At 38.7% G+C, this 19569-nt stretch carries 18 protein-coding genes and 1 tRNA gene; 13 read left to right on the top strand and 6 right to left on the bottom strand.

Annotated features, from left to right (window positions below):
• Nucleotides 1-53 precede the first annotated feature (53 nt).
• Entirely contained in the window at nt 54-2423 is a 2370-nt protein-coding gene (locus AB1Z56_RS06575; RefSeq protein ID WP_426791484.1) for an endonuclease MutS2, read from the bottom strand.
• 21 nt (nt 2424-2444) lie between these two features.
• On the bottom strand, nt 2445-3215 hold the full coding sequence (locus tag AB1Z56_RS06570; RefSeq protein WP_309359439.1) for a DUF4296 domain-containing protein: 771 nt from the start codon (nt 3213-3215) through the stop codon (nt 2445-2447).
• Nucleotides 3216-3288: 73 nt separating this feature from the next.
• Between AB1Z56_RS06570 and AB1Z56_RS06565 the strand changes: the two genes are divergently transcribed.
• From AB1Z56_RS06565 to AB1Z56_RS06520, 10 genes are all read left to right on the top strand, one after another.
• Nucleotides 3289-3981, top strand: coding sequence for a YggS family pyridoxal phosphate-dependent enzyme (locus AB1Z56_RS06565; RefSeq protein ID WP_313263286.1), 693 nt, complete (start codon nt 3289-3291; stop codon nt 3979-3981).
• On the top strand, nt 3974-4426 hold the full coding sequence (locus AB1Z56_RS06560) for a GNAT family N-acetyltransferase (protein ID WP_309359443.1): 453 nt from the start codon (nt 3974-3976) through the stop codon (nt 4424-4426). The genes AB1Z56_RS06565 and AB1Z56_RS06560 overlap by 8 nt, the downstream gene beginning before the upstream one ends.
• 20 nt (nt 4427-4446) lie before the next feature.
• The gene (locus tag AB1Z56_RS06555) at nt 4447-5238 is read left to right on the top strand and encodes a DUF3298 and DUF4163 domain-containing protein (protein ID WP_313263287.1); all 792 of its coding nucleotides are present in this window, start codon (nt 4447-4449) and stop codon (nt 5236-5238) included.
• Nucleotides 5239-5261: 23 nt separating this feature from the next.
• A complete protein-coding gene (locus AB1Z56_RS06550; protein WP_309359447.1) occupies nt 5262-6524 on the top strand; it encodes an aspartate kinase in 1263 nt (420 codons plus the stop codon).
• Complete coding sequence (locus AB1Z56_RS06545; RefSeq protein WP_426791483.1) at nt 6525-7712, top strand: THUMP-like domain-containing protein; 1188 nt, start codon at nt 6525-6527, stop codon at nt 7710-7712.
• Between the two features lie 46 nt (nt 7713-7758).
• Nucleotides 7759-8748 carry an LLM class flavin-dependent oxidoreductase gene (locus tag AB1Z56_RS06540; protein ID WP_309359451.1) on the top strand — a complete coding sequence of 330 codons (990 nt, stop codon included), beginning with the start codon at nt 7759-7761 and terminating at the stop codon, nt 8746-8748.
• 58 nt (nt 8749-8806) lie between these two features.
• Nucleotides 8807-9619 carry a hypothetical protein gene (locus AB1Z56_RS06535; protein WP_426791482.1) on the top strand — a complete coding sequence of 271 codons (813 nt, stop codon included), beginning with the start codon at nt 8807-8809 and terminating at the stop codon, nt 9617-9619.
• 20 nt (nt 9620-9639) lie between these two features.
• On the top strand, nt 9640-10287 hold the full coding sequence (locus tag AB1Z56_RS06530; protein ID WP_426791481.1) for a DUF1345 domain-containing protein: 648 nt from the start codon (nt 9640-9642) through the stop codon (nt 10285-10287).
• Nucleotides 10288-10330: 43 nt separating this feature from the next.
• On the top strand, nt 10331-10717 hold the full coding sequence (locus AB1Z56_RS06525) for a hypothetical protein (protein WP_309359457.1): 387 nt from the start codon (nt 10331-10333) through the stop codon (nt 10715-10717).
• A gap of 91 nt (nt 10718-10808) precedes the next feature.
• Entirely contained in the window at nt 10809-11228 is a 420-nt protein-coding gene (locus AB1Z56_RS06520) for a c-type cytochrome (protein WP_309359459.1), read from the top strand.
• A 1016-nt stretch (nt 11229-12244) separates the two neighbouring features.
• Here AB1Z56_RS06520 and AB1Z56_RS06515 read toward each other — a convergent pair.
• Both AB1Z56_RS06515 and AB1Z56_RS06510 read right to left on the bottom strand, forming a co-directional pair.
• Nucleotides 12245-13300 carry a hypothetical protein gene (locus tag AB1Z56_RS06515; RefSeq protein WP_426791480.1) on the bottom strand — a complete coding sequence of 352 codons (1056 nt, stop codon included), beginning with the start codon at nt 13298-13300 and terminating at the stop codon, nt 12245-12247.
• A gap of 68 nt (nt 13301-13368) precedes the next feature.
• Nucleotides 13369-14505, bottom strand: a complete 1137-nt coding sequence (locus tag AB1Z56_RS06510) for an acyltransferase family protein (protein ID WP_426791479.1) — start codon at nt 14503-14505, stop codon at nt 13369-13371.
• Between the two features lie 195 nt (nt 14506-14700).
• Here AB1Z56_RS06510 and AB1Z56_RS06505 point away from each other — a divergent pair, with 195 nt between their 5' ends.
• Nucleotides 14701-15720, top strand: coding sequence for an SDR family NAD(P)-dependent oxidoreductase (locus tag AB1Z56_RS06505; RefSeq protein ID WP_426791478.1), 1020 nt, complete (start codon nt 14701-14703; stop codon nt 15718-15720).
• A 243-nt stretch (nt 15721-15963) separates the two neighbouring features.
• Nucleotides 15964-16794, top strand: a complete 831-nt coding sequence (locus AB1Z56_RS06500; RefSeq protein WP_426791477.1) for a helix-turn-helix domain-containing protein — start codon at nt 15964-15966, stop codon at nt 16792-16794.
• Between the two features lie 31 nt (nt 16795-16825).
• Here AB1Z56_RS06500 and AB1Z56_RS06495 read toward each other — a convergent pair whose 3' ends face one another.
• Nucleotides 16826-17953: a hypothetical protein gene (locus AB1Z56_RS06495; RefSeq protein ID WP_426791476.1), complete on the bottom strand. Its 1128-nt coding sequence runs from the start codon at nt 17951-17953 to the stop codon at nt 16826-16828.
• A gap of 353 nt (nt 17954-18306) precedes the next feature.
• Nucleotides 18307-18386: transfer RNA gene (locus AB1Z56_RS06490), tRNA-Leu, on the bottom strand.
• Nucleotides 18387-18568: 182 nt separating this feature from the next.
• Between AB1Z56_RS06490 and AB1Z56_RS06485 the strand changes: the two genes are divergently transcribed.
• Nucleotides 18569-19522 carry an aldo/keto reductase gene (locus AB1Z56_RS06485; RefSeq protein ID WP_313263300.1) on the top strand — a complete coding sequence of 318 codons (954 nt, stop codon included), beginning with the start codon at nt 18569-18571 and terminating at the stop codon, nt 19520-19522.
• Nucleotides 19523-19569 lie beyond the last annotated feature (47 nt).

Below are 19569 nucleotides of genomic sequence, written 5' to 3'. Positions count from 1 at the left end.
AGAAAGATTGAATATGGAGCCCTAATGGTGTTAGGGCTCCATTTAATTTTTAACTATAAATAGGCATAGGTTATGCCATCACCTCCACGATCCTGATGTTCATCTTCAAATCGGCTTACATGGCTATATTTACGAAGGTAGTCGCGAATAAATTTGCGCAAAATACCATCCCCTTTGCCATGAATGATTTTTAAAGATGGATAACCGACCATTACGGCTCGATCCAGTACACGTTCCAGTTCATTTAGCGCATCCTCGGTCCGCATGCCTCTAAGATCAAGTTCGGGTTTAAAGTCAGCTACAGTGCCCGCAGACAGTGACCTGGACAAACTTTTTGCAGTTTTCTTTCCTTCCCGCCCCTCGAGCTTGATCACACTCTTCCGCTTTTGTACGGTGCGCAATTCGCCCATGGCAAGAATAAGGTTGTTTTTTGCAATTTCCACAATTTGTGCTTCGGCTCCATTATCTAAAATTTGAACCCAGTCTCCAATGGCTAATTCCGTAGATTCTTGAACCTTTTCTTTGATGAATTGCTTTGCAGGCTTTTGTTCTTTAGGCAGCACAGCCTGGAGTGCCTGATCTAAGTTGCTGCGTAATTCCCGTGTCTTCTCTTTATCCGCTTTTGCGGACTTGATCTGTGCAACGGTATTTTCGATCAACTTATTCGAGTTTTTAATGATCTGCTGGGCTTCCTCTTTTGCCTTCTTTAGTATGACACGTTTATTTTCTTCCAGATAGCTTTGCAGTTCAAGATACTCCGATTTAATCGACTCCAGTTCTTTTTCTCTTTTATTGATTGCCACTTTTGTGTCAAACACTTCTTTCTTTTCCCTCTCCAGATCAATTAACAGCGTGTCAACTTTCTTCTGCTGTACACCAATCTTACCTTTAGCAGATTCCAGAATATCTTTGCCCAAACCTATCTTCTGTGCAATTTCAAATGCATAAGAGCTACCGGGTTTACCGATCTGCAAGATATACATTGGTTTCATTTCGCGGTTGTCAAATAACATTGAAGCATTCTCCAGTCCATGAGTATTGCTGGCAAAGACTTTCAGATTTGAATAGTGTGTTGTCACAACTCCCCTAATTTGCTTCTTGTTTAGCGATTCCAATACAGCTTCGGCGATAGGTCCACCAAACAAAGGATCAGTTCCAGTCCCAAATTCGTCGATCAGGACTAAGGTGCGTCCATTCGCAAATTCAGTGAAATATTTCATCTTAGACAGATGGGCACTATAGGTACTTAAATCACTTTCGATGGACTGATCATCACCTATATCTGCAAATATCTGTTTAAAAACACCTACTTTTGATGTTGGTTCAGCCGGAATCAATAAACCTGACTGCACCATAATCTGCAAGAGCCCCACCGTTTTCATACAAACTGATTTACCTCCGGCATTAGGCCCCGATACTACGATGACACGTTGGATATGATCAATCTGAATATTCAAGGGAACAACAGTGTGATGCTGATTCAGTAATAAAAGTGGGTGGCGACCATTCACCAGACTGATCTCTGCTTCTTTCGACAATTCAGGCATCTCGGCATCAATATCCAGTGCAAAGAGTGCTTTTGCCCGCACAAAATCCACTTTTGTCAATAGACCATGGTAAGACAGCAATAAAGGAATATGTGGACGGACTTTATCCGTCAATTCAACCAAAATGCGAATGACCTCACGCCTGCGTTCAAACTCTAGATCTCTGATTTTATTATTTAGGTGAAACACCTCTTCAGGCTCTATATAAGCAGTTTGTCCGGTTGCAGATTCATCATGTATCAAACCTTTCAGCTTCCTTTTATTCTCTGCCAAAATAGGAATACAGAGCCGTCCATCCCGTATGGTTAGGTTCCCATCTGCGGTCCAGCCACTGTCTTGAGCACTCTTAAAAATACTGTTGATACGTTTCATTGCCTCTTGCTCGGCACGCTGAATCTGCTGCGTAATTTCCAGCAGCAAGCGGGAAGCATTATTTTTAAGTTTCCCACGTTCGTCAATAACCATCTCGATATCACGAATAACTCCTTTCTCGATCGGTAAATGTTCAAACAGTACTTCAAGATTAGGGTAAAGCCCCTCGCGTTCGTTAAAATAACGAATAATAGCATAGACGGTTTTCAGAGACAACAATACCCTAAAAAATTCCTCTTCAAGTAGAAATGTACCTTCTACCCTTGCCTTTTCAATAATGGATCGAAGAGGAAAAAAATTCTCAACGGGAAACGCACTGTCATTGATCAAAAGATCTTTAAACTCGCTAGTTTGTCTTAAAAATCTATCAATTTGATCGTAACGGGTCTGCGGTTGAATCTTTTCAACCAGCTCACGGCCTGACTCACTCAGGCATTTTTCTTTTATTTTATCTTTTATCTCGGAAAATCCGAGTTTATCAATTGCATTTATTGGATATACCATAGAAATTATTTTCTTAAATGGTTAAAGTTTCACCGGCGGCTTTATCTGCTGCGGCGGAGTAAGAACTGGTCTCTTTTCCAGTTCACTTGTTGTTGGTCGTGGCTCCACAGGTTTTTGTGCCAATGCAGTATCCCTAGCCGAAGTACCAGGTGTTGTCGGCGGAGAAACTGTACTTTTCTGTGGAGCAGGCGTTTCAATCGGTAAATTTGAATTGCCTACAGACAACTGGTTCATTAAATAACCGTCCACGCTAATACCAGTCTTTGATTGAATCCCTTTGTTAAACAGTGAAGAGGATTCTCTAAAATTGAATTTCGACTTATTGGGCAAATAATGTATAAGTGCTGCGATACGCTCCTGATAGGCTTGCTGCGTACGCATAACGCGATTGGTGCTATCCTGAATATGCATATTTTGGATAGAATCTCTCGTCCGGATGGAGTCCTGTTTTTTTCGTTCTATATCCGCATAAAACTTATTTTCCTTGGTCAGATTATCTTCCACTTTCTTATAAATAGCGGACATAACCTCTGCATCCTTACCATAATAGTCCAAATTCTTTCTGAAAGAGACCGAGTCCAAACCGTATTTGTCGAAAGTCACTTTATACAAAGGCAACATCACTTTGCGTGCACTATCTATCGGTAAAATATTGAGATAGGAATCAGTCAATTGAATTTCAGTAAGCGCGTCGACAAACTTACTTTGAGAGATAATATCTTTCCCTCCAGTTCCGACACAAGAACCAAATAAAAAAATCACTGCAAGTAGATTCAGTATTAATCGTAGCATTTCGTAGTTTTGTACAAATTTACAAAAAGCACCGACATTTGGCACTTTTTACATCATCAAAACTATATCAGAAATGAGTATCGCTAGTAATTTAGAAGCATTAAGATTGGAAACCGAGGCTGTTGGCGTACAACTTGTAGCTGTTTCAAAAACAAAATCCAACTCAGACATCATGGAAGCTTATGAAGCTGGGCAACGTATCTTTGGTGAAAATCATGTTCAAGAGTTGGTTGAAAAAGCAGCGCTTTTACCTAAAGATATTCAGTGGCATATGATCGGTCACCTTCAGACAAATAAGGTTAAATATATCGTACCTTTCATCAACTTAATTGCATCAGTCGATTCATTAAAATTACTGAAAGAAATCAACAAACATGCGCTAAAAGCAAAGCGGACAATCGACTGCCTTTTACAGGTATATATTGCGGAAGAAGAAACAAAATTTGGTTTTGACCACGCCGAGCTCATCGAACTTCTCCGTGATGAAGAGTTTCTTGCGTTAACAAATATTCGTATATGCGGTTTGATGGGAATTGCCTCAAATACCGATAAGGAAAAAGTAATTAAAGCTGAATTCTATGAACTGAAGATGTTGTTTGATGGAATCAAGGCAAGTTTCTACAGAAAAGATGAGTTTTTCAATACCCTATCCATGGGAATGTCCTCAGACTATAAACTGGCAATAGCTGAAGGTTCGACGATGGTACGCATCGGAAGCACAATTTTTGGCAAAAGAATTATCAAACACTTCAAAAACAATGACTAAAACCACTATACGACAAGCAGTTATTGCAGACTGTCCACGAATGCTTGAGTTAATCAAAGAGCTTGCTATTTATGAAAAAGCGCCAGACGAAGTAACCGTATCACTTTCAGAATTTGAGGATGCTGGTTTTGGTACTCATCCGGTATGGGGTGCCTTTGTTGCGGAGATAGACGGCGAAATTGTTGGAATTTCATTATATTATACACGCTATTCGACCTGGAAAGGCCGGAGACTCTATTTAGAGGATCTGATTGTCACAGAAAGTATGCGGGGTCTGGGAATCGGTAAATTACTTTTTGATAAGACTTTGGACTATGGCAAACAGTGCGGATTTCATGGGATGGTATGGCAGGTCCTGGATTGGAATGAGCCGGCTATAAAGTTTTATGAAAAATATAAAGCAGACTTTGATGCGGAGTGGATCAATGTGTCAATCACTTATTAAATAACAGAATATTCAAATCAATGCGGTTTCATTTTTTTTTAAAGATTTTAGTTCTCAGCGGTTTGTTATATGGATGCAATGGCCAAAATAAAACATCTGTAGACATACAGCATACCGATACACTGTCCTATAGCAGAAAAAATATAGATGAGCATAGCAATTATTTTCTAAAAGAAGATGATCGATTGGATACGACTTATTTCCGGGCCAAATACCCTATTTTCAAAGAAAGCAAAATTAACGACCTTATTGCTACTGTCGTTCATCTTGAAGGCGATACAAGCATGGAAGAGGCGGCACATCGCTTTATTAATTCCTACAACGACTATGTAGAAGAGAATAATGGGAAATCTACGGCAACCTGGAGCCGGGACCTACAAGTGGATGTAGTCGCCAATACCCCTATTTTCTTGGGAATACGAACCAAACAGGAAGAGTATACCGGTGGAGCACATGGAGACCACTTCACTCTTTACTCAAATTTTGATCGGCAATCCAACAAAGCGATTACGATCAATGATATCATTATTGAAGATAATAAAGATAAATTCATAAAGATCGTTGAGCAATATTTCCGTAAGCAAGAAGGATTAAGCGGTGATGATTCATTAAATGGAAAATATTTTTTTGAAGACGGCAAGTTTTCACTGGCCGATAATTTCACTTTTGAAAAAAATGATATCCTGTTTTACTACAATGTATACGAGATCAAATCCTATGCTGAAGGAAATACGGAACTGCGTATCCCCTATACGGTATTTAAGCATCTGATTTCAGACAAAGGACTAAACTATATTAATAGTATCAATTAGCAATCAACTAAACTAATAAATAAATGCAGGTTTTTAAATTTGGAGGTGCGTCAGTAAAAGATGCTGAAAGTGTCAGAAATTCAGCTCGGATTATTTCAAAATACAAAGGCGACGCCTTATTAGTCGTCATATCCGCTATGGGGAAGACAACAAACCTCCTGGAAAAATTGACCAAAGAGTATTTTAATAACACAGGTTCGCAGTTTCAGACCTTAGAGGACGCAAAAGAATTTCACTTTCATATCCTTCAGGAATTGTTCCCTGAAGCCGGAAACCCTATATTCGATGAAATTGCCAACTGCTTTGTCGAAATCGAATGGATTCTGGAAGAAGAACCTCAAGACTCATATGATTACCTTTTTGATCAGATTGTGTCAATGGGAGAACTTATCTCCACGAAGATCGTAGCAGCCTATGTTGCTTCTATTGGAGAAAACGTAAAATGGCTGGATGCGCGTGATTATATATTCACAGACAATACCTATCGCGAAGCTATTGTAGATTGGAACAAAACGGAAGAAAAAATCCGTGCAGAACTTCCTGCCATTCTCGATGAATACATTGTAATCACACAAGGATTTTTGGGTTCTACTTCTGAAAATTTCACAACCACCTTAGGCCGGGAGGGTTCCGACTATTCCGCAGCGATATTTGCGTCCTGCTTAAATGCCGAAAACGTAACTATCTGGAAAGATGTACCGGGTGTCCTCAATGCTGACCCCAAGTGGTTTGAAAAGACCGAATTGATTCCTGAATTATCGTACACCGACGCTATTGAACTTACGTATTATGGTGCAACGGTCATCCATCCGAAAACAATAAAACCTCTGCAAAACAAAAAGATCGCTTTGAATGTACGTTCCTTTGTTGATCCCGATTCGCCCGGTACCATGATAAAGAGTACAAATCAGACCTTACCAGTACCCTCTTTTATCTTTAAGGTAAACCAGATTTTCATTTCAATCTCGCCGAGAGATTTCTCCTTTATAGTCGAAGACAACCTCCGGGATATCTTTAATTTATTTCATGAATACCGTATCAAAATCAATATGATGCACAACACAGCAATCAATTTTACGGTGGCAGTAGATGATACAGGGAAAAATCTGGTCGACCTGATCAATGAACTGGAGCAGCGTTTTAAGGTCAAGTATGAATCAGGACTAGAGCTAATTACAATCCGTTATTACAATCAGGAGACAATCGACCGTGTTTTGGTTGATAAGGAAGTTATTAGCGAATTAAAGGATACTTATACTTGCCAACTTCTTGTTAAAAAAATATAAATGAATACATTAATCCTTCAAGAGGAGATTCAGCAGTTTTTAGAGAGAAACATGCATGAGTCACCAGCTAAAATTGCGTTAAAAAAATCTCCTTTTGAAGGAATATCTTCCGCAGAACTTGCAGCCCAGCTTGATGGTCGCCAACGGGCGAATGCTAAAATTCCATTGTGGGCACAAACACGTGGAATCTACTTTCCTGCTAAGCTCAATCTTGAGCAATGTTCCTCCGAGAAAACAGGTATATTCAAAAGTTCGCTTATAAAAAAAGGAAGCCATTTAATTGACGCCACTAGCGGTTTCGGTGTTGATAGCTACTACTTCTCGCAAAAGGTGGAAAAAGTAACTTCCTGTGAGTTGAACCCCGAACTCGCGGCAATTTCAAAGCATAATGCGGCAGTCTTGGGTGCGGGCAACCTCCAGGTCGTCGCTGCAAATGGTATCGATTATATTCTCAAGGCTCCTGCTGAACGATTTGATTATATCTACCTTGATCCTTCAAGAAGAGTCCTGAACAAAAAGGTATTTTTACTGGATGAATGTGAGCCTAATCTAGTTGAATTACAAGATGATTTTTTTAAACATGCTGATACGATAATCAGCAAGCTTGCTCCATTATTGGATATATCGGCGGCAATACAAATGCTCCGATATGTAAAAAACGTTTACGTCGTTTCTTTACAGAATGACTGCAAGGAACTCATTTTTATACAGGAAAAGGGCTACGAGGGTGAGCCATACATACATGCCGTAAGATTGTTTCAGGAGCGGCAGCAGCTTGTCTCCTTTACTTACGAAAACGAACGTGCAATCGTAAACGACTACAGTGCTCCCCTGTCCTATTTATATGAACCTGATGTTGCTCTATCCAAAGCTGGAGCTTTTAAAACGATTGCTCAAGTGTTCAATGTAAAAAAATTGCATAAAAACACCCACCTCTATACTTCCGATCAAAAGGTTGAGAATTTCCCAGGCAAGACATTTGTTATAAAGCAAATTGAATCTTTCACGGATTTTAAGAAAAGTAAAAAACAATTAAAATCCGATATCATCGCAAAAAACTTCCCCCTGAAAACCGAAGAGATCAAAAAGAAGTTTAAAATAAAAGATGCCGGCGACTCGTTCACATTTTTTACGACCACCCTAAATGATCAATTTAGTGTCATACATACACAGCGTCTCTTAGATTAGACATTTTCATTACAATTGTCGAAATTCTTCTCCGTAATTTTAATGCATGGATAAAATAGCATTATCAGCATTGGACTTAGCGCCAATCAAAAAAGGAGAAAATACCGCTAGTGCCCTAAAGCGTACTGTAAAAATTGCCCAACATATAGAGAAACTGGATTTTAAAAGAATTTGGGTTGCCGAGCATCATAATATGGAATATATAGCCAGCTCAGCAACATCACTTCTGATACAGCATATAGCGGCAAATACCGATCATATACGTGTAGGCTCGGGGGGCATCATGCTGCCTAATCATGCTCCATTGGTCATTGCTGAGCAATTTGGCACATTGGAGACATTATTTCCCGGTCGTATTGATCTTGGTTTGGGCCGTGCTCCGGGAACGGATCAACTGACCGCCATGGCATTACGCAGAAACAATCTGAATACAGCCTTTCAATTCCCACAAGAAGTAAAAGACCTACAGCGGTATTTCAGTGCAGATAACTATGATGCAAAAGTAAGAGCTTTTCCGGGTGAAGGTCTGGATATTCCGCTCTATATTTTGGGGTCAAGTACCGATAGTGCCTATCTGGCAGCTAGCCTGGGTCTTCCATATGCCTTTGCGACACATTTTGCACCAGCACAATTTGCATCAGCAAGTATGATCTACCACCAGAATTTTGTGCCTTCGGAAGTTTTAGAAAAACCCTATTTCATCTCCTGTGTCAATGTCATTGCAGCGGACAGTACGGAAGAAGCCAATTTTTTGGCAACAAGCTTCTATAACCTATTTGCGGGAATAGTGACCAACACACGAAGACCTCTTTCAGAACCGACGCAGGATGTAATTTACAAAGGTATCGCCGCCATTGAGCAGGCTGTACAGAGTATGGCTTCTTGTGCATTTATCGGCGATGGTGCCAAAATCCGTCCGGAAATAGAAAAGTTTGTTAAGGATCACAAGGTCGATGAAATCATGGCAACTTCCTATATTTTTGATGACGACAAATGCCTTCGTTCATTTTCATTGTTAAAAGAGCTATTTAGCTAGGAAACAGAAATATTATATATACGGTGAATTTTATATATTTAAACAAAATTCACCGTATATGAATGTTTTCATTTCCTTCAGCCTGATCCTGGGATTATTTTCCCTACAGGCGTGTACAAACTCTTCTACAAAACAGCATAGAAATTTACCTGATACAGCACACATTTCAGACAGCTTATCAGTATCAACTAATGATAACACCGCACCTTTCATTTCGCCTAAGACAGATTCTTCACAAGGACAGATCTTTCTTGTCCGCAGCTATCGCATGTGGGAAAAGGAAGATCCTACGGCAGTATTAAACAAAGAATGGTATGATCTTTATGAGGAAAATGGTCAATATTATTTGGGCAAAGTAGATTATGAGGTCAAGGATGGTTTTGACGACTGCGCACAAGTAGCTACTAAAAGCGTTGAATCACGAAGAAATTCATTGTTATTCCTGAAGCTGAAAGGACTTAAAGCAGGCGTAGTAGAACATATTAAAATAAGTCAGTCCGAAATTTGGCCAAAAGAATCTGTTACTTATTCATTCAACAACAAAAAGATAAACCTCAGGGCCTCAGGAACTATAAGGTCCACAGAAGTGCAAACAGATGAAAAGGCGCACGAAAAGGTATTTCATGAGGTTACCGATTATAAGCTGCTCTATATCCCAAATAATGGAAATAAAGAAAAAATGCTGTTTCAGGTTGACCAATATGACCACGTATTTATGTCGACGCTATTCGTTGGGGATATCGACCGAGATGGTGCATTAGATTTCGTTTTTTCTAATCCAAAAAATTATGAAGAAGAAGCTATGCTACTGTTTCTGTCCAATCACGGCAACCCACTGATGTTTGATGCAGAAGAACAATTTGACTGTTAATTGAACCTCAAATGGGAAAAATGAACTACTACTTGCATCGGATGCAATCTATTCATCGGGCGCTGATTTCGGTCCTTGTCTTTCTATTGATCTACCTGATCTCGCCCATCAAAAGCCTCCCTCTGCTTAATTTAATGTTATGCTGGTTTGGCTTTTGTTTAGCCTATATTTCTATATCCTGGTACACATTTTATACCACACCAATTGCTGCTATTGCCCGAAAAGCACAGCAGGAAGATGGCAGCCGTCTCTTCGTATCGCTATTTATTATTTTAGTGACCATAGGCTGTTTTGTTTCGGTATTGATGATTATTATATCAAGCAAGGATAAACAGTTAAATGACGCTTATATTATCATTATTTGCATCTTAGCCATGCTGTCCTCTTGGGTATTGGTACATACGATATATACTTTTCATTACGCACGCTTATACTATGAAAATAAGGTGACTGGAACCGGACTAGAGTTTCCGGGAGATGACAAGCCCGATTATGTGGATTTCGCTTATTTTTCATTTGTGATGGGCTGTACCTTCCAGGTGTCTGATGTCGGAATCTCATCAAAAAAAATACGAAGGGTGGCTTTATTTCACGGCCTCCTCTCCTTTGCTCTAAATACATTTGTCGTTGCATTGACAATAAATATCATTTCTGGATTAATCAATTGAGTTTTTGACCAAAAAGTCTTATTTTAGAGCAAAAATTACATACATGAAGTTGTTTATTCCATTGGCCACGCTCAGTTCATTTATTATTCTAATCACCTCATGTGCAAAAAAAGATAACACAGGAGGTGGATCTGCTGGGGCTTCCGGCAGCTTTATAGGCCGTGTTCAATATCAGGATAATACATTGGATGTGGATCGGGATAATCGTTTAATACGTGTATTACAAGTGAGCGGAAATACCTATAAAATTGAATTTTATACAGGGATTCCGAATATTACAGACCTTGTATTAAACAAAACAAATGATAGTACCTGGATCTCTCCTGACACCACAGGCTTAAAAGAAGTGACAATTAAAGGAAAATCGCTGACAATTAACTATCAACCCAATAGCCAGAGCTGGATTGTCAATAACGCTGTACGTAAATAATAATCAATCTAAATTGTCATTTTAAATTCATATTCTGTTTGAAAATTACCTCTTTCTCCCTATATTTAGTTAAGCATAAAGGAAAAGAGAAATGAAACAAATAAATAAATTAGGTGCGATTGCATCGGTGTTGGCTATTGCGCTTGCTTTGAGTGCATTTAGTTTCCAGCAGGAAAAACCGAAGGAAGAGCCAAAACCAACCAATCTAAAAGTTCTTCCAAAAAATATTTCCCATGACGAATTGATTTCCACCATGAAGGAATTTAATGTTGCACTTGGAGTAAAATGCGGTTTCTGTCATGCACCTTCAAAACAAGATCCGAACAAATTGGACTTTGCAAGTGATGAGAACCACAAAAAGGATATTGGACGGGCTATGATCAAGATGACCCAAAAGATCAACAAAAAGTATTTTAACCGTAGTTGGGATAATTCTCCTGCCAAAGCGATTTCTTGTAAAACCTGTCATGGCGGAAAAGAAGAACCAGAAATGGTCTTAGCGAAAAACTAATCAAACCACATATTCAAGTAACACCATAATACCCTGTATTGTGGTGTTTTTTATTTAAATGTACGGATCTCGGCAATCATCGCAATCAGAGACAAATTGCAGAATACTTTATCAGCATACTATTGACGTAGATCAATAGATTTTTGTATCAATTGTCATCGCCCGTACAGGAATTTTACATGATGAAGCCATAAACACTGACTCCAACTCAAAAGATCGTACAACGCATGCCCTAAAATTCTCGGGTAAACCTCCCAAGCGAAAACAAAGTGGGGCCACAATTGGATAGCGCTTTTTGTAGGCGATACCCCAAGCTAACAGGCGATAAACGTCATGTTGTTTTTGTTCCAAAAAGTTAAACCACATAAAATATTCATTTATAACGGCATTCATTGATTTACCTCGACAAATATACTACATCAAACCGCGCATTGTCAATAGCCACTGGCAGGTTGGCGGAGACTCGTCGGTTGCGGCTTCGCTTGTGTCGGTGGGCTGTCAGAGACCAGACAAAAGCCGGCACAAAATAAGTCGTACAGTACGGTATATTCCAACCACACACTCGTCTGATACTTCAAAAAATACAAGCTCAAGCAACAGTTTATCGCCCTTGCTTCGAGTTAGATTCGTACCTGCTTCGGATCGACAATAGATCTTGTACAGAAGTTGAACAGACATTGACCAGTCTCCAAACAGGGAAATACTGGTCAGCAGTGGTTCAACAGTGGCTGCTCGCTAGTTCAGCCCCGAAGACAATACGAAGCAGGTACGAACAGTGTAGGGATTTAAGGCATTTGCCGCGGCCATTTTTATATTCGATCACATACAGCTGTATCACCTCTTTGAAGTGACCTCCTCCACAAAACAGGCGCCAAAATAATAGAGCTAAGAATGGATATGCAAATTTTATAAATACATATAGTTAAGTATATTACTTAAATTTCCTGTAATTTACTTTTGAGAAAATGTAAAACTTTTTGATGTTTTATAAATTAAAGTTCACCTATTTTAAATTTTCACTTTACTTTGATCAGAAATAGCTGCTTGGGATCGGGAGAGTAGAATGAAAAGCCATGTGGCGAATGATAAAAAGCGGGATTATAAATATCACATGACGCCCCAGGTTCACGCACGATGTACAGACCTGATTTGAAATCGTCATGCTTTTCGTTCTCCACGACCAGTTGGGGAACCATAAATTGGAAATTCTTTCCTGCGATACTGGTTTCAAAAAATCCCCGTCCTCGCCAATTATAGACACTGAAACCACCATCTCCACCGCCAATAATGTGATAATATTTTATTTTTTCTTCAGGATAAAAATAAAGGAGCTTAACATCATCAGGTCTTTCGAAACCGTATTCTCCACTGCGGAAAATGTCTTTACGATACCTATTACTACTTTCCTCATTCGGAATATCTGTATAACCCGGCATTTTTTGCCATAACAACTTCCATTGCCGATCAGCATAAAAATAGGTTTTTCTATACCAAATACCTTCATTTGCAAAGGAGCTGAAAAACCAATATTTTTCAGTAGCCTTTATTGCTTTGACCCCGGCACTCACCTTTTCATGATCCCAGCTCAGATCAGCATTCAGCTCTATTACTTTATGTCTGACAGTATCGCCATTGAGTGGCCAGGTAGTATAGTAGTCATCTCTGTCACTTGTATAAACTATAAAGTCATCAATGAACTGTGCCCAATAACCATCATAGGCATCATAGATGGAATCAGCCACCTTACCTGTCTTATCTATTTTATAGTAACGGGTATCATCTTTTGTTTCTTCATCTACCCTTGCATCACAACCTAAAATCAATTGGTCATTGACGGAAGAAAAAATACGGATAGGGTTCGGAGAAGCTGCGCTTGACACCACCACCTTTGCAACCAAAGCCACCTCGAATGTACCAGATCTATAATGTTCATTGATTTCCTGAAAAGAGGCATAATTGGCATCCAAAGACTCGTTATTCCGCTCTATAATCAGTTTATCAATTGAGAAAAAAACGCATATCCCAACGGCAATAGTTAAAAGCATACAGATCCAAATCCACTTTTTTTTCATCTCTTATTTTCTTTACATTTTTAATTCTCTATTTGGGGACAATAGGCACCTCGTAATCCCTATGAAATTCAATCTCTTGAAGGGACAAATGTAAATCGCTTTTTTAACTGCAAAAATGGTTTTTCAAAAAAACTATAGGAAAGCATCGAAAGCAGCACCGTTGCGATAAATACGATGATGAAGCCAAGTGTATTCCGCCATTCTCCAATACCTAACGATTGGCTGATTTCACTTAACTCTTCACCAAATGTTTTATATACAAGCCAGTAAAATGAAATATGAAATACATAAAGTCCATAAGAAATCCGTCCTAGATAAATAAGGGGTTTTGGCAAAAACTGACCTGAGATTCCCAGCAGACTCAAAAACAGCAAAACAGCTCCCAGTAAGATCAACATCCAACCAATGACAGTTTCCGTTACATTAGACAGGTGAGGCGCATCAGCATGTATGCCACATACGATAGAAGCAGTCAGCCAGCAGCCTAAAGCTGCAACTATCATTAACACACGCACAGTTATCGGCCATTGGGGAGTCCATCCCTTAAAATATACGGATAGTAAGATTCCAGCCGAAAAAAACTGAAATTGTACAAAACTGTTGGTCCATGCGCTGTTAAACCCATCTGTTGGATGTAATCCATAACAGACAAGAACAGCATAGGCTACAGCAAGAAATAAATAAGCGGCGGTCTTCAGCCCGGTCTTCCCGCCATAGGCGGCAAGTAAAGGTATTAGGATATAAAATTGTTCCTCAACAGATATACTCCACAATGGATTGAGCGGATAAGCCGGCAACCATCCGTTAAAACTTATGTAGATGTTTCCCGCGAACATACTAAAAGCTCCCCATGCTATCGGAGGGAGTTTAAATTCTGGAAAGAAAAAAGGAGTCACCAATACCCAGCAAAAAAATACCAAGAAATATAGTGGCCAGATCCGAAGAATACGTCGCAGATAGAATGCTTTGGGATGAATACTTCCCGTCTGCTCCTGTTCTCGGATCAGTAGTTCGGTAATAAGGTAAGCGCTCAGCAGAAAAAACACCGGAACACCAAAATTTCCAACTAAGCTAATATTGTATAACCAGTACTGTTTGACCGGATCAAATGGCGCAAGGTCCATCCGATGTACAAAAAATACACACAAAAAAGCAATAAAGCGCAGCACATCTAATTCAGGTCTATAGTAACGAGAAACGGTCATAATTGCGATTATTAATAATTGTTACAGATCATCTAGTACTTCAATCTGATGCTTACCACATACTTGAAACATAAAAATAAGAAATCTCCGGTAAAAAATCCCCTATGACCTTTTAAACAAAGCTAATTAGGACGTTTAAACAAAGTCGAACCACTGAATGTCTTCTAAATTTGTCTAAACAGAAGCAAATAAAAAATGAAAGCAAACAATTATCAAGGAGTGTTACAGAAACCGATTGGTTCTGGCTTCACAGCAGCGTCTACTTCAACAGAGGTGATAGAAGGAATTAATTTGAATGGTAAAATCGCGATTGTAACAGGAGGCAATACAGGCATTGGACTGGAAACCACCAAAACACTATCTTCAGCAGGTGCCACTGTCATCGTTCTTGCTAGGAATTTAGAAAAAGCAAAAACAAATCTAAAAGGCATACCCAATATTGAAATCGAAGAAGGAGATATGATGAACCCTCTATCAATTGAAAGATTTGCGCAAAAATTTCTATTATCCGGCAGACCACTTCATTTGTTGATTAACAATGCAGGTATAATGTGGGTTCCCCTACAACGTGACCAACAAGGTATTGAATCACAACTGGCAACAAACTATTTAGGTCAATTCCATCTGACGGCAAAATTATGGACAGCATTAAAACAGGCAAATGGTGCAAGGGTTGTAAATGTTTCTTCTCTTGGGCATCACAACGCGGCCTTTGATTTTGAAGATCCAAACTTTGAAAAACGAGATTATCAAACTCTTCTGGCATACGGTCAGTCAAAAACAGCTAGCAATCTCTTTGCATTGGAGCTGGATAACCGAGCCAAAGATTTTAATGTAAGAGCATATGCTTTGCATCCAGGTTCTATAGCAGGAACAGAATTAGGCAGAAATGCGGACGTAGAACAATGGAAGCAGCTGGGGTTTTTGGATGAAAATGGAAATATCCAGCCAGAGGTACTTGCAGGTTTAAAGACCATTCCTCAGGGTGCTGCTACAACTATTTTTGCGGCGACCAGTCCACTATTAAATGCTATAGGCGGAGTATACCTAGAAGACGGGGATATTGCAGAGCTGTTACCAACTGACTCCTCAATTCAAGCTAATGCAAAACTGCATCAAAATGGTGTACAAGAATATTCACTGGATGAAAGCTCAGCAAAACGCTTATGGGACCTGAGCCAGGAAATGACCGGAGTAACATTCAGCATCAGTTAATTTGTTGGGAATTTTTAACTATTGAAAGCTTAGAAAATAAAGTTGCGATTATTACAGGCTCCTATCTTTTAACTGACGGCGGTCAATCTACATAAGCGTATAATAGCATAAGAACAGAAGTAAAAATCACTGTTTCCTTCTGTTCGCTACTTTACGATCACGACCTTTTAAACAAAGTAATCAATATAAAATCGCTATCTTTATTTCATCACTTCACCTTATAGATCAAACAAATAGCCAATTATGGAGTATAAAGCAAAATATATTACAGAAGACATTAAGCTTTCCTGCTATGAGGATAAGTTCTTTAAATCAGACATCAGTTTCGAGTGCCATATGCTGATCTGGTTTATTTCAGGTGAAACAAAAATTGTACAGGCCGATGCTACTTATCTTTTTAAGAAAGGTGATATCTTCCTAATCCCAAGAAATCAATTGGCCACAATTATCAATTACCCCCTAGATGGCCAGCCACACAAAACGGTCGTCATGCATTTAACAACAAAAAGGTTGAAAGATTTTTATCATCTTCTAAATATTAAACCTACTATACAGCGATCTCAAAAAATACATCGTTTCAATAATCACCCATTATTGGAAAGCTGTCTTGCCTCATTGATTCCTTATTTTGAAATGCGGGAACTACCGGAGAATATAGCTTTTCTGAAAATCACCGAAGCAATTAGTATCCTCCGAGCCATAGATTCTGAAATAGATCATGTACTGGCAAACTTTGAAGAACCCGGAAAAATCGATCTGGCAGCTTATATGGAAAAAAACTTTATGTTCAATTTACCGCTGGAAAAGTTCGGATATTTGACAGGAAGAAGTCTCACTACTTTCAAAAGGGATTTTAGTAAAATATTCAAGATCACACCACAACGGTGGTTAACCCAGAAAAGATTGGAATTAGCACATTACCTGTTTGTTGAAAAACGCACGAAACCCATTGAAGTTTGTTATGAAGTAGGCTTTGAAAACCTCTCCCATTTTTCATATGCTTTCAAAAAACAGTTCGGTTATGCGCCAAGTGAATTATTAACAAAAAGAGATGCGGAAGCCGGTACGTTATAAAACAACCGGCTTTTATTGGGATCAATCAGTCTTATTTAGCTCTATTTGAAGCTTTAGTTAGGTTTGGTATAAAAACCAAATAGTCATATCCTTTTATAATTCTTTCGAGCTCCAAGTCCTCAACTTTAAGTTTCTGTTTTGAGACTGCCTGTTTCAGCGGTCTTAAATCGTAGGCATACCAGTTATCATCTTTTACAACATTTAAGAAAGATTTGTATTGATCTAAGTCAGCCAACGTTTGTCCTTCTCCTTTTCCGATGAGCATAATATGTAATGATTTCCGGTAATTTGCCTCTTCAATATTGGAGACCAGATTGCCAACATCAAATACTTCCATTAAACTCTCACCTTTAGGCATGTGATTAGCACCAAATTTGAAAAGATTCTTTTTGTCTTTCCATTCGGAAAGTTTATTAAGAACCAGGTGCTTTAGGTATTGAATTCTTAAAGGATGAATTCTATTCAAGTATAGTTCTCGACTTAATTTTAATGCTTCAAGCTGTTCTTTCTCATTGGCAGATAGGTTCATAGCAGACAGCGCGTTCATTTTGGCAAGACAATCATCTGAGAACAAATAAAATGTGGTATTTTTTTTTGTATCATATGACGCCGAATTAGCAATCATCTGTTGATAGATTTCTTTAGCTTTGTCATTTTTAGATTGCTTACTCAGCTCCGAAAACAGCAACCGGTCAGAAAATAAACTAATTTGCTCAGCACCATAGGTTTTAATATCCTGCTGAACTATATTTTTGAACAAATTGAACTCCGTCTCACCTTTTAAAAAAGATAAAGCGGAACCATATTCATCCCGAAATTTATCCAGTTCTGTAGACGATAAGGACTTAATTTTTGTTGTTATCGTATTGATTGTATAGGGGTCAACTTCCAGAATATAATTGTCGAACTTAATCGCATTGATAACTGCGTTGGTAAAATAAGGCACTTCATTGGTAAAATGAACCTCGCCTAATAATAAGGAATTGTTTTTGTTGATTTCATCTTGTAAAGTAATCCATCCTTTGCCTTCGAAACCGTTGCTGTTATTTTTTCTAAAGGTTGAATAGTTTTTTTGAATTAAACTATCCATTAATGTGTTTTGCGCATAACTGAAATTGGCAATAAATAGGCTTAAGATTAATAATTTGGCTGTCTTCATATTTTTTTCTGAAATATACAATTAATTGAATTTATTACCGTAAAAATCCACTAATACTTTCCGATGCTCTTCTACAAAGAGCTCCCCAACGAAGCCATTATAGCAATCTAAAGCTGTTCTCCCTGACGAGCGAACAACAACGCTACTATAAGGCTGTGTAAAAATCAACATGAATTACTAACGTCAACTTCTGATTTCTTAAGAGTAGATTTCAAAAAGGAAATGAAAACTCTTTTAATAAAAAAAAAGAGATAGCCAATGGAGTCTTTACAAGGAAACTCAAAGATGTTATTTTTGAACGTAGTAAATTCAAATAAAAAAAGCTCGAAACAATTCTGTTTCGAGCTTTTCAGTACCCGGAGCCGGAGTCGAACCGGCACGGTTTCCCACTGGTGTTTGAGACCAGCGCGTCTACCAATTCCGCCATCCGGGCATATCCGTTTGGGATGATGCAAAAGTAAGCAAAGTTTTTGTTATTCCAAATAACCGCCACGAGCATTTTTAAAACTCACTGAAAATGAATAAGAAAATTTTAAAAAAACTTTTCACTCCGCTTTAAATGGATTGAAAATGGGCTTTTTTACTTAATTTTAATCAGGAAACAATCAAATGATCATGGAAAAAGTAAAACTCGGAAACAGTGAAATTGAATTCAAACCGCTTGTCTTTGGTGGAAATGTATTTGGTTGGACCATAGATGAGAAGCAATCCTTTGCTCTTTTAGATGCCTTTATCGATATGGGATTCAGCCTAATTGATACATCTAACAATTACTCTCACTGGGTACCGGGGCACAGCGGATCTGAATCAGAAACAATCATTGGCAAATGGATCAGTCAAAGAGATATTCGCGACAAAGTTCAGATTGCCACAAAAGTCGGTGGGCGCCGAGCAGATAATAGTAAGCCTAATCTGAAAAAAGAGTATATTATTAAATCTGTGGAAGACTCACTCTTGCGACTGAATGTTGACACAATCGATCTTTATCAATCTCATCACGATGATCTGACAACCGAAATCGATGAAACATTGGAAGCTTATCACCATCTGATCCAAACTGGAAAAATAAAATGGATTGCCGCATCAAATCTAAGTCCAGAGCGTATTTCCGCATCTCTCCGTATTGCCGAAGAACACAATTTACCATCTTATATCGCTATCCAGCCGGAATACAACCTTTACGACCGAATGAAATATGAAGAACAGTATGAACAATTGGCCATTGACAATCACTTGGGTGTAATCAGCTATTATTCACTCGCAAGTGGCTTCCTCTCGGGTAAATACCGCTCTTTGGATGATATAAAAGAGGTGAAGCGTTACGATGCATTAAAAGACAGATTTAATCCCCGAGGTCTACGTATTTTGGATGTCTTGGCTGAAATAGCACATAGCCAACAAGCAAGCATGTCAGCCATTGCCTTAGCCTGGATTTTAAATAGACCTTCGGTTACAGCTCCTATTGTAAGTGCAACCAGTATCCAGCAGCTCGAAGAACTCAGCAGAGCTGTCGAAATCAAGCTAACACCTGAAGAGTGTTATCTATTGGACAAAGCAAGCGCCTACTAGACTAAAAGCAAGGGGAATACATTTTAACAAATTGAAAAAGAATGCAT

This window comes from Sphingobacterium sp. WOUb80 (assembly GCF_050058145.1).
In the GTDB taxonomy this organism is placed as follows: domain Bacteria; phylum Bacteroidota; class Bacteroidia; order Sphingobacteriales; family Sphingobacteriaceae; genus Sphingobacterium.
This window is presented reverse-complemented; position numbering and strand designations above follow the sequence as displayed.